This window comes from Chryseobacterium sp. YR221 (genome assembly GCF_900176315.1).
GTDB classification, from domain to species: Bacteria; Bacteroidota; Bacteroidia; order Flavobacteriales; family Weeksellaceae; genus Chryseobacterium; species Chryseobacterium rhizosphaerae.
Map to the genome: position 1 here is coordinate 1 of NZ_FWXM01000011.1, position 12,266 is coordinate 12,266.

The following is a 12,266-nucleotide window of genomic DNA, read 5'->3' on the forward strand; positions in this document are numbered from 1 at the left end:
AAAAAATTGATCCGGTAGTTCAGCTGGTTAGAATGCCGCCCTGTCACGGCGGAGGTCGCGGGTTCGAATCCCGTCCGGATCGCAACTCAATTAAAAAACCTGTAAGTATTTACAGGTTTTTTTGTTTTCTGAGAGATCATTTAAAAAAGCCGGTTCTGTTTTCAGAACCGGCTTTACTATTATTTGCAGGAAGTGTTGACGGGATTGTTCATATAATCCTTTTCCTGAGGTGGATGTACATAATAAGGGGTGCCGTATGTATTTCCGGGGCGGAAGAAATCGGTAGAGATAACCTGGGCACCACTGCTGAAGGCTGCTTTAGCCCGTGAAGTATCATTGATCTTTGCCTCATAAGTTTCAATGTCTGACCTTGTTCTTACCATAAAGCCCTGCTTTACCAGATCCTGTATTTCTTTTTGTCTTATGATGGCATTATCCCGAAGAATAAAACCGGCAAAAGAATCATCAGGTTCACTGCTGAGAAACATGATTCTGTCTTTCAGTGAGCCATTGATAAGATAAGGATTGTTTTTAGAGGATAAAGTTCCGGCACTTCCTGGAAGCAGCATAAAAATAAATTTATCCTGAGCCTCTTTAAGCTTTGGCCAGTTATGGTGCGTTACAGCCTCTTTTAATGTTGAATACTTACCCTGAACCTCTTTGGGAGTAATAATCTTATCTTTTCCAAGGTACTTTATGATTTCTTCATCCAGCTCATCGTATGCTTTTTTATCAAAAGGTAAAACTTTCGTGCTGTTTTCAAAAATAGGGAATCCTGAATCTTTTGCCTCTATCATCATAAAGATAGGGGTATGTCCCGGATGTTTGTCAGACCACTGACGAAGGGTTGTGAGGGCATCTTTTAAAGTGGGATAATGCGATCTGAAATCTATATCTGCCATATGCAATACTTTGAAACCAGGCTGGTCCAGGCCTTTTGTATTCATAGGCGCCAAATCAGTTATTCCCTTTGCCTGTAAGATCTGATAGGTAGCAGGATTGCTGAAACGTTTTCCCTCCGGATCATAATAAACATCTATTTCCAGGCCCCGGAGATTGGCATTGAGCTGTTCTGTAAAATCAGGATGGTTGTAATTCAATCCCTCTTTCAGATCCATTCCGTAAGGATGGTATTCTTTGAATTTAGCTTTTTGCTCTTCAGACATGCTGCTGCTGTATTTCTGCATCATACCGTTAATAATTGGAGTAACCAATTCCAATACCCTTGGGTCTGCCGGCTGAGCATATGAATTGTGGGTTCCTACAACCTGCAGTTGATTGATCTTTATATTCTGGCATTTATCCTGTGCCTGTATTAATGCTGCCATACAACATGCAGCTCCATATATATACTTTTTCATATGAATAAATAATTTTGATTAAAAATTGAAATTGAAACCCATCTGTCCACGCATCCCCGAATAAGAAATATTTTCTACACGATCCTTTACTCCCATATAGTAGCGGTTGGGTTCATTGAAAACATTATTAAGCTCTATAAACAGGCGTATTCTCTTTGTAATACTATATGAGGTGGAAATATCCACAGTGAAGTTTTTATCAAAGTACTGATAGTGATCTGCGCCTGCAGCCGCCCTGATCTCACTTACATAATTCCCTTTATAATTTCCGGCAAGACGAAGCATTAATTTATTGGTTTCATAAAACAGTATCGTATTGAAAATATGTTTTGCCTGATTGGGAATAGTGGTAGACATCGTACCGGTCTGTTTACCGTTTTCATAGACAGGCATATCCATTTTAGAGGAGATATAAGTATAGTTGCCTTCAAAACCTATATTCTTTAAAAAGCCCGGCAGATTTTCAAAACGTTTGGAGATCCCAAATTCAAAACCGAAGAGTTGAGCGCCTTCCAGGTTTTTAGGGGCAGTAAAAGTATAAGACCTTCCGGCAATCTCTGTAACGGACTGATCTTTATAGATAAGATTGGTGATATCTTTATAAAAAACGCCTGCTGTAATAAGATCCAGTTTACCGAAGTAGTTTTCAAACATGATATCAAAATTGTTCGAAAAGGTAGGGTTCAGTTTGGTATTTCCCTGGGTGATCGTATTGGTGATATCATTTACGATTGTTCCCGGGTTCAGATCATTGAAATCAGGTCTTGCGAAGGAGCGGGTATAGGCGAGTCTCAGGATGCGGTCACTGTTGATATTCCATTTCATATTGACCATGGGAAGCAGTACATTATATGTTTTATTATCTTTAATATCTACTGCCCTGGCATTTTGATCAGAGGTTACCTTTTTGCCCCAGAATGTAATAGCATTGTATTCATTTCTGAATCCTCCCAATACCTGCAGCTGATCAGTAATTTTCCAGGTTCCCATCAGGTAGGCTGCCCATACGTTTTCAGTACCTCTGTAGGAGCTCGTAATATTGGAGCTGCTGTCTTTGGTATTGACCTGCATTAATCCTAAACTGTTTTGGGTACCGGTCGTATACATTTGGTCAATTTGCGCGTTGGTGATCTGATCAATGATCACTGAGTTATATGGATTACCAAGAGGATTCATGAATCCTCCTCTGTAGGGGAATCCTTCGCGTTCCAGCTGGCTTAGGTAAGTAACCGGTGCTCCGGGAATCCCCAGGGATGATTTGGGCATCCAGACCAGTAAAGAACTGTTGACTACTTTTTCTTTATTATTGTATTTTGTCCCCCATTTAAGCTCAAATCTGTCTGATACTTTATATTTTAAATCAATTTGCCCCCGGAGGTCTGTTTCACTGTTATGATTCTGGCTGAGGATAATCTGGTTTAATTTTAGCTTATCTGCTGCTATACTCTGCAGGGTATAAGGCAGTGTATAAGCTCCTGTATTTCCAACGCCGTCAGGAGCATCCATCGCATTATATTTTCTTCCGTCTGCAGACAGATTTCCGTAGGTCATAGGCTGTATGAAATTGACCATTGGATAGCCTCTTTCATCCTGAGAAAGATTCGAAGGTGAGTTAAATTTGAATTCCGAACGTGCTTTGGATAATGACCAATTGACTTCCATACGCTGTCCTACCTGGTGGTTACCCCCCAGCTGCATAGAATACAGATCGGTAAGATAATCTGCATGACGGGCCTGAAGCATTACATTTTTACTGTCGAAATTAAAATAGGTTTCCCGTACGGACTGCCCATCTTTATACTGACTGTACAATCCTTTAATATATAATTTATTCCTGCTGTCGATCTCATAATCCAATCCTAGATTGAATCCCAACGTTCTTCTGTTGGCCTGATAATCCCGTAACTGTAACTGATTGATCGAGTAGGAAGCTGTTTTGTCCTTGTTTCCGTAATTGAAAATATTCCTCATCTGATCTATAGCAGTAGAGCGCTCCCAGATGACCGCTGAGGTAATAAATTTCAGTTTATCAGTAATTTTATTTCCGTATACTACTGATGTATTGTAGGTCGGGGCTTTGGACATATTAACGTAGCCGGAAGCCATGCTTATTGCCAGGGTTTCTTTATTAGGAGAGGTTTTGGTGATAAAATCTACATTTCCACCAATGGCATCCCCATCCAGATCAGGAGTCAGCGCTTTAGATAAACGTACATTCTGAATGAGCTCTGACGGAAAGATATCCATTTGGACTCCTCTGTTGGCATTATCACCACTGGCACTTGGCATTCTATTGCCATTTAGGGTAGAGGCAGTCCATTGTACCGGTGTTCCCCTTACCGCTACGAAGCGTCCTTCACCCATATCCCGTTCAATAGATACTCCCTGCATACGCTGTACGGCATCTGCTGCATTACGGTCAGGAAGTTTTCCTATTGCATCAGCGGAAAGAACTTCTGTAATCGTATTGGAGTTCTTTTTCATCGTGATAGCCCTGGCCTGTGATGCTTTGTATACACTGGTAACAATCACTTCCTGAAGACTGTTTTCTTTAGGTTTTGCCCCCAATCTGATTAATCCGAGATCAGTTTCCTTTTTATCTGTGACGGAGAAAGGAATATACAGCCTTTCATATCCCTTGTATTCGACAACAAGTTTATAAGTGCCATCATACACATTATTAAGAACAAAGGAACCATCCGTATTGGAGGTAACCTTTTCCCCGGTATTTTCAATATAGACCAGGGCATTGGGAAGGTTTCCCTCACTGTCCACTACAATACCATGAATGGTTGTCTGTGCAAAGGCTAAAGGCCCAAGTAGAAAAAATGCTGCTTTTGTTAAAAAAAGTCTTTTGCGTGCCATCTCTGTAAAAATTTCATGCAAAGATGTAGGGTCATTAAAAAGTTTTAGTTCATTTAAATTTTATGCAACTTCTTTCATTGAGTTCGAAGCGAACTGTATTGTAAATCAGTATTTTACCAATATTAAATTATTGTAACTAATGAACGAGCTGAGAGGGGAGACAGTCAAATTCCTTTTTGAAGTATTTATAAAAAGTAGACTTGGATTTAAAACCACACTGAAATGCAATATCAATAACACTGGCAGAAGGATCTTCTGATAAAATCTGTTTAAAATGATAAATACGGTTTCTATTGGTATATTCGTGAAAGTTGGAATGAAGATGCTTGTTGAAAGTAATACTTAGGTCTGCTTTATTGATTTTCAGATGGCTGGAAAGCTGATCCAGGGTGAATTCTTCATCCAGATAAATGTGACTGTCCTGATAAAAGGAAGTAATGGCATTTTGTACGGTAATGAAGTCTATTTTTGAAAGATCTTTATATTGATATGTTTCTTTTGGAACAGGAAGAGAATAGGTATTTTGTGGCTCTTCTTTCATTTTGTTTTGATAGGTTACCATATACACGTACAGAATCCAGCCAAATTGAATAAGAAATAAAAGGCTGTAAATCTTTTGATAGACCAATGTATTTAACCCCAGCTGATAAACAGCCCAGAAAACCAATACTCCCATTAAAACATAGCAGGCTAAGTACCGGAAATTTCTGACCAGAGGATGATTACTGCTGTGGCGATGCTTTATTAAAAGATAAATGCATACAGAAAGACTGGCTACCCAATAATAACTATAATAAATGAAATAGGATTTATAGGATTGAATAGCGATATCTGCCCAGGAAAGGCCGAAAATTTTTGCAGAAAGAGCAATCGCATGATGAATAACAACCAGGGTTAAGGGAATAATCAGATATTTGAGTTTATCCCGCCATCTGGCATTGATTAAATAGGTGGTAATGTATAAGAAAATAAGCCCTTTAAAAACACGGAGGCTTCCCGGTATTTCATACAGTACGGATTCATATCCAAACTTCTGAATAATGAAATATTCATATCCCATATCCAGTGTTACTACCACAATATATAATAGCAACATATTCAGTACAGATTCTCGGTTTCTGATAAGAGAGATTAATAGGGTAAGGGTGATAAGTGCCTGTAGTACAACTACCATAATGATGTATAACATGATAACTGATATTTTGTCAAAATTATAGATAATATGGGCACAGCATCTTTAACAAATTATTAAATATCAGTATTGATAAAGCAGCAAATTTTTATAATCTAAATGATTGAGGTTAAAGTATTCTAGTTTTTTTCTCCCACATTGCCTTACCCAGTTTGGGTTTTCTCCTTTATCATAATGTTTGATAAGATATTTGTGCGATATTGTAGGCTTCCCAGCGGGCTGTTGATCACAAAAAAATACTGTCTGGTAAGACAGTAATAGAGATTAATCAGTATAAAGTGTTCTGATTTTTGAAGGCTGCTATAATTCGGCCGTTGTTTTATAATATTTTCAGTCTGAATAATCCTCCATTATCCGAGGCGATTACGATAAAAACTTCATTGTTGAAATCTACTTTTTACGATGACCGAATTGTTTTGGCAGCTTCTTTATATCATGGTTATTGATAACAGTAAAGGAGTTTATTGATAGCTTCTTTAAAGCTGGTTTCAAACCCATCTTGCGACGATCTTCCAAAAAGGCACAATCATGAAAATCTTTTCGCAAAAGTAAATCACGGTATTTTGAAAACTGCTACACTTTTGTGTAGATTTGTGGTATCGAAGCTAAAACTACTCTTTTGTGTAGTGTACAGATTGATATTTTAAACCTATGGAAGAAATTAATAGATTTTTTAATGATAAAAACGAAGTCAGTAAGGATGCAGACATCGACTTCAGCCAGTCCGGAGATTATCTGGAGGCTGTAAAAGCACTGGCAAGAACCACTTATCAAAGTTTATACGTTATTAATTATCAGACGAAAGCATTTGAATATGTTTCTGAAAATCCTCTCTTCCTGTGTGGGAAAAGCTCCGAGGAAGTAAAGGAGCTGGGCTATGCTTTTTATTTTCAGAATGTAAAACCTGAAGATGTAGAGATGCTGATCAAGATCAATAAAGCAGGATTTGATTTTTATGAAACCATTCCTGTAGACGAAAGGAAACTGTATTCCATCTCTTACGACTTTTATCTTATCAACGGTAAAAAGAACCTTATTCTTGTCAATCACAAGCTTACCCCGATGTTTCTTACCGAAGAAGGGCAGGTGTGGAAAGCTTTATGCATCGTTTCGCTTTCCAATAGCAGCGCTTCGGGAAATGTTGTCCTTAGCAAAGAAGGATCGGATACCCTATTGAAGTATGATTATGTAACAGATGTCTGGGAAAAAAGTGAAAAAATAAAGCTTTCCTCCAGGGAATATGAAATTTTAAGTCTATACGCGAGTGGTTTGACGATCAATGAGATATCTGAAAAACTTTTCATTACTGCCGATACTGTGAAGTTTCACCGAAAAAAACTTTTTGAAAAAATTGGGGTAAATAATATTGCCGAAGCGTTAACTTATGCTAAAACCAATAAATTGTTGTAAAGAATCTACTTTATTACCGTTTTTTTACGGTATTTTCCATAATGTCTTTTGTGATTCGATTTTAGGTCTGATATTTGTACTGGGTAGCCAAACTAAGTGACCTAATTTATTTATGAAGAACATGTCTGTGAAAAAATTATTTCTATACGCATGCTTATGCGCAGTATTTCTTGTTTCCTGTAAAAAAGAAATAGAAAAAATAAGTGATACTTTTAAAGATACAGCTTCTTCTGTGTCGGGAAGTCCTGAAGCGAAGACTGATTCTATAAAGAAAGATTCCGTACTCGTAGTCAAGAAAGAATCTGTTCCACCGGTAATGCAGGAAAATGGATTTTACAATGCCTTCGTTATCCCAAAAGACAAAAAAATGAGAGATTCTCTCTATGCGGAATTCAGCAAAAAGTATAACGAAAAAGAAAGGACCGCCATTTTAGCTTTAAACAGGCTGGATTCTAAAAGTAAGTGGAATGCAGATACCTTAGTAGTCCCTGCGAAAATAGATACCACCCTGATGGCATATTCACCTTTCCCTATGCAGCTTGATGTATTAAGTGGGGTAAAGAAGTTTGTGATCTTTTCATACCCTATACAGGCTTATGCTGTTTATTCTAACGGAAGTCTGGTGAAGTGGGGCCCTACAAGTATGGGTAAAAAGGCTGCGCAGACCACAAGAGGACTTACTTTTGCCAACTGGAAAAAGAAACTCTCCATTTCCACTGTAAGCAGTGAATGGAAACTTCCTTATAATTTTAATATCCATAATATTGGAGGGATCGGATGGCATGAATATACGCTTCCGGGATATCCTGCATCGCACTCATGTTTACGATTACTGAGAAAAGATGCCCAATGGTTATACTCTTACGCAGATACGTGGATATTGAATCCGGGAGGTGCTACTACAAAAGCGAGAGGAACAGCGGTAATGGTATTTGGTGACTACAACTGGGGAGGAAGAAGACCCTGGAAGAAGCTTCTGGATGATCCCAATGCTAATAATATCTCCGTGGAAGAGCTGACCAAATTGCTGGAACCGGATGTTCCCAAGATGCTGAAAGAGCAAAGCAACAGAGAAAAAGTAGCAGATTCTATCAAAACGGCTAAAGCGATGGCTACCCCGGTTGATAGCGAGAGACCGGTAGAACCGTCGTCTAATTAATCTTTTTTTCAAACTGTAAAGTCGATTCTTCAGCAAATCTTCTCAGTTTAAGCATTTCTTCCTTTCCTTTATGCTGTCCGAATCTTGCAGCAGCATAAGTGAGAAGAATAAAAAATAACATCACAAAAGAAGCGCTCAATGCCCAAGGGTATTCGGCGCTTTTTATTTGCTTTTCTACATAATACATGGTAAAGAAGGTCATCCAGAGAATAGAAAAAGAAAAATAAAGGAACATGAAAAATGTCCAGACTGCTGAGCTGGGACCAAATACTCCACGGATTACCGTATGGTCATCTTCCATTTCTACCCGCAAAGACAGGCGGGGTTTCCAATAATTATCATATTTTGTTTCTACAGAAATGGTAGCCACCTCTTTGTTTATATTTCCGGAAAATTCATCCTTATGCCCGGCAAGATATTTTTTTAAACTTTCCGCATATTCTTCTTTGGTAAGATGCGTAAACATTTTAAATCTCGGACGGGTTCTTATTCTGTCTAAAGTGGTTTCTTCGGTCTTCATATTTTAATCTTGATAAGGTATTGGATCTTCTAAAGCGAAACTTATTTTTAAGGTTTCATTGTTTCTTTGGACAACAATATTAATGTCCCGGCCCTCAGAAGATTTCATTAATTCATTAATTTTTTGTAATGTCATATTTGATGCATTTTTACCATTGATGCTGATAAGTCTGTCATCTGTTTTTAACCCGGCTTTATAGGCGGGAGAATCTTTTCTGACTCCTGCAATTGAAAAAAGCGGTTTTAAGCTAAAATTGTATTGGAATGATTCTGCCTTAAAGGTTTCATTCATAGAACCTGAATATGGTTTAGGCTCAATTTTCACTCTTTCTTCGGCCCATTGCATACCGTCTTGTTTGAAATCCAGTCCACTCATATTAAAATGAAAAGGGTCATCAAAATTTCTGTTTTTTTTAAGGTATAGTTTTTTATTATGATAATCAAAAAAAATGGTAAAACGACGCATTATTTCTCCACCTATAGAACCTTTCCGGTCTGTTACAAGATTCACATGCTGGATAGAAAATTCATCAGGCATTGCGGTAAGTGGTTTTTCAAACTGAAATTTTCCAATATAAAAATTGTGAATTCTGCTTCTCTTACCATAGATATCCCCATTGAAACCACGTCCGAGGAAATCATCAATATTAGGTCTGTTATAAACGAAATTTTTAATAAGAGAAGGAAAGAGCCATATAGCATCGCTGTTTCCAAGGTCAATTAATAATTTTGAACTTTTCTTTTCATTGGTCATCTCTATATCGGTATAGAGATAAGGTTTATCTTTTTCTATGGTAATCGGAAGTTCTTCAAATTTTTTGATTTTCTTTTTAAACAGGTCAGTATCTTCATACACAGTTAGCTTCTTAGCCACATAATCTATTGAAACCGGATGGTTTTTGAAAAAATGATATCCAATCACTCCGTTTACAGGAATCCCTATATGGGGTGAAATGTTGAATTCTTCATTGGTAACAATATAAAGAGACATGGAGGTATTAATCATAGCATCACCTATCTTGGCGGTATTGCGTTCAGACTTGAACCCATCAAGGCTTAAACTTCCCCCAAGTCCTGAAAATTTTATTTTTTCAACATTTTCAAGCTTTATTTTCTTGTTTTCCATACTGAAAAGCATGGTTTCGGATACTCCTGTGTCTACTAAAAAAGTAAGCTCTGCCCCATTAATATTAATAGGAATAAAGATCAGATTATTGATAAGTTTGAAAGGAATAACAGCTTTTTTGGCGTTGATTAATTCAAAAGAATTCTGTGCATTACCTAAAATGCCAAAGAAAAAAAATAATAAAATAAATTTTAATTTCATGTACTGAATTTAGCGAAATTATATTAATTGTAAATAAAAAATATTCCAAATGCAGGAATGTTTACAAGGGTATCCGGCGCTTTTTTATTCACTTTTCTACGTAGTAAATCATCAAGAAAGTCATTCAGAGAAAATTTGAAAGATGTCCAGACTGCTGAGCTGTGACCAAATACTTGATAGATTACGGTATTATCATCATCCACCAAAGACAGATGGTGGTTTCCAATAATGATCATATTCTGTCTAAAGTAGTTTCTTCGGACTTCCTATATTAATCTTGATAAGGTATTGGATCTTCCAAAGTGAAGCTTAAGGTCAAGGTCTCATTTTTTCTTTGGACAACAATGGTAATACTTTGTCCCTCGGAAGATTTCATAAGCTCCATAATACTCTCCAGAGTCATGTCTGAAGCTTTATTTCTATTGATGCTGATTACTTTGTCATCTTTTTTGAGACCTGCTTTATAGGCTGGAGAATCTTTTCTTACTCCTGAAATGGAAAAGAGAGGCTTCAGCGTGAATTTATATTGAAAAGAATCCCCTTTGTACACTGAATCTGTTTTAGCAGTCGAAGACTGAGTTTCAATTTGTACTCTTTCATGACCCCATTCTAATCCATCCTGCCTGAAATCTAATCCACTCATATTAAAATGAAAAGGATCATTGAAATTCCGGTTCTTCTTTAAAAATAATTTTTTGTTGGCATAATCAAAAATAATAGTAAACCGGCGCATAATTTCTGAACCTACAGAACCTTTTCTATTGTCCACTAGATTAACATGTTGGATAGAAAACTCATCCGGCATAGCGGTCAGTGGTTTTTCAAATCGAAAATTTCCAAGATAAAAATTGCGTATTCTGCTTCTTTTACCATAGATGTCTCCGTTGAATCCACGCCCAAGAAAATCATCAATATTAGGTCTGTTGTATACAAAATTTTTGATTAGGGTAGGGAAGAGCCATATTGCATCGCTGTTTCCTAGGTCAATCAAAAGTTTTGAGCTATTCTTTTCACGGGTCATTTCTACATCAGCATACATATAAGGTTTATCTTTTTCAATGGTAATAGGAAATTCATCATATTTTCTGATCTTCTTTGTGAGCAGGTCAGCATTTTCATAGATGGTAATTTTCTTTGCCTGATAATCTATAGAGATAGGATGATTTTTAAAAAAATGATAGCCAATAACTCCGTTTACAGGAATTCCTACATGAGATGAAATATTAAATTCCTCATCAAGAATAATATAAATAGACATTGAGGTATTGATGACAGCATCTCCAATTCGGGCTGTATTACGCTCAGATTTGAACCCGTCGATACTTAGGCTTCCCCCAAGACCTGAAAATTTTATTTTTTCAACATTTTCTAACTTTACCTCTTTGTTCTCCAGGCTGAAAAGCAGCGTTTCTGCTACTCCCGTATCCACTAAAAAAGTAAGTTCTGCTCCATTGACGGTGATCGGAATAAAGATGAGGTTATTGATAAATTTAAAAGGAATAACAGCTTTTTTGGTGTTGATCAACTCAAATGAGTTCTGGGCATTTATAAAAATGCTAAACAATACACCCAGTAAAAGAAGTTTGAATTTCATTTACTGAATTTAACGAAATTATCTTAATTGTAAATAAAAAAAACATTCCAAATGCAGGAATGTTTATATAAACTACAATAATGTAGTGTTTATCTTGAAATTATTTCAAATAAGGCTATGCGTTTTTTGAATAAAAATCCATCAGGTCCATATAGTTTTTTTGATTGACCCCATGTCCGCTCATATATTCTCTGAAGGTAAAATAACAGCTCAGATCATACAACAGGTCGGCAGCCTTTCTTCCCCATTCTAATGGAATGACAGCATCCTCTGTTCCATGTGATATGAAAAAACGTAATTTTTCAAGTTTCTTCTTATCTTTTACAATACCATCTAAAAGTTTCTCTTCCGGATAAGAACTAAGACAGGCAATATTATTAAATAATTCAGGGTGCTTCAACGCTAAGGCATAACATAATATTCCTCCCTGGCTGAAACCGCACAAATGAACCTTACTTTCTGTAAGACCATAGTGATTGATAATTTTTAATATACTTTCCAATGTACCTTCCAATGATTCTTTGGCCTGATCTAAATCAATGAAATTCTCCGGGTTGTTGAAGTCAATATCAAACCAGGAATACCCTTCAAATTGGGTGTCTCTGGGTGCTCTGAAACTTATAATAAGCCAATCAGCAGGTAATGTTTCTCTGAAACTGAAAAGATCCTGTTCGTTGCTGCCATATCCGTGGAGCATAAAAAGAATAGGAGTATTGGCTGTGATATTCTCTGGTTCTCTTACTAGATAATCTAAATTCATACAGCAAATATAATTAATAAATCATATTGTAATCTTACCTTTTATAATTCGGTTGGGTAACTTATCAAATAATATATTG

10 protein-coding genes and 1 tRNA gene are annotated in these 12,266 nt (G+C 36.8%); 3 read left to right on the top strand and 8 right to left on the bottom strand.

Going from position 1 to position 12,266, the window contains the following annotated elements:
* Positions 1-8: 8 nt before the first annotated feature.
* Positions 9-82 (top strand) — tRNA-Asp (locus B8967_RS21915).
* A 97-nt stretch (positions 83-179) separates the two neighbouring features.
* On the opposite strand, the gene B8967_RS21920 is transcribed toward B8967_RS21915, so the two are convergent.
* From B8967_RS21920 to B8967_RS21930, 3 genes are all read right to left on the bottom strand, one after another.
* Positions 180-1,361, bottom strand: a complete 1,182-nt coding sequence (locus tag B8967_RS21920) for a phosphatidylinositol-specific phospholipase C domain-containing protein (RefSeq protein ID WP_084087868.1) — start codon at positions 1,359-1,361, stop codon at positions 180-182.
* 18 nt (positions 1,362-1,379) lie between these two features.
* On the bottom strand, positions 1,380-4,226 hold the full coding sequence (locus tag B8967_RS21925; protein ID WP_084087869.1) for a TonB-dependent receptor: 2,847 nt from the start codon (positions 4,224-4,226) through the stop codon (positions 1,380-1,382).
* Between the two features lie 136 nt (positions 4,227-4,362).
* Complete coding sequence (locus tag B8967_RS21930; RefSeq protein ID WP_084087870.1) at positions 4,363-5,415, bottom strand: helix-turn-helix transcriptional regulator; 1,053 nt, start codon at positions 5,413-5,415, stop codon at positions 4,363-4,365.
* A 654-nt stretch (positions 5,416-6,069) separates the two neighbouring features.
* Here B8967_RS21930 and B8967_RS21935 point away from each other — a divergent pair.
* Together B8967_RS21935 and B8967_RS21940 are read left to right on the top strand one after the other, a co-directional pair.
* Positions 6,070-6,828, top strand: coding sequence for a response regulator transcription factor (locus tag B8967_RS21935; protein ID WP_047486969.1), 759 nt, complete (start codon positions 6,070-6,072; stop codon positions 6,826-6,828).
* 112 nt (positions 6,829-6,940) lie between these two features.
* Complete coding sequence (locus tag B8967_RS21940) at positions 6,941-7,987, top strand: L,D-transpeptidase (protein WP_084087871.1); 1,047 nt, start codon at positions 6,941-6,943, stop codon at positions 7,985-7,987.
* On the opposite strand, the gene B8967_RS21945 is transcribed toward B8967_RS21940, so the two are convergent.
* From B8967_RS21945 to B8967_RS21965, 5 genes are all read right to left on the bottom strand, one after another.
* The gene (locus tag B8967_RS21945; protein ID WP_047486964.1) at positions 7,980-8,507 is read right to left on the bottom strand and encodes a hypothetical protein; all 528 of its coding nucleotides are present in this window, start codon (positions 8,505-8,507) and stop codon (positions 7,980-7,982) included. The two genes, B8967_RS21940 and B8967_RS21945, sit on opposite strands and share 8 nt — an antisense overlap.
* Before the next feature lie 3 nt (positions 8,508-8,510).
* Positions 8,511-9,833, bottom strand: coding sequence for a retropepsin-like aspartic protease (locus B8967_RS21950; protein WP_084087872.1), 1,323 nt, complete (start codon positions 9,831-9,833; stop codon positions 8,511-8,513).
* A 23-nt stretch (positions 9,834-9,856) separates the two neighbouring features.
* Positions 9,857-10,069: a hypothetical protein gene (locus tag B8967_RS21955; protein ID WP_084087873.1), complete on the bottom strand. Its 213-nt coding sequence runs from the start codon at positions 10,067-10,069 to the stop codon at positions 9,857-9,859.
* Between the two features lie 35 nt (positions 10,070-10,104).
* Positions 10,105-11,427 (bottom strand): retropepsin-like aspartic protease, encoded by a 1,323-nt coding sequence (locus tag B8967_RS21960; RefSeq protein WP_047486957.1) that lies wholly within the window; start codon positions 11,425-11,427, stop codon positions 10,105-10,107.
* Between the two features lie 115 nt (positions 11,428-11,542).
* Positions 11,543-12,187 carry an alpha/beta hydrolase gene (locus B8967_RS21965; protein WP_047486954.1) on the bottom strand — a complete coding sequence of 215 codons (645 nt, stop codon included), beginning with the start codon at positions 12,185-12,187 and terminating at the stop codon, positions 11,543-11,545.
* Positions 12,188-12,266 lie beyond the last annotated feature (79 nt).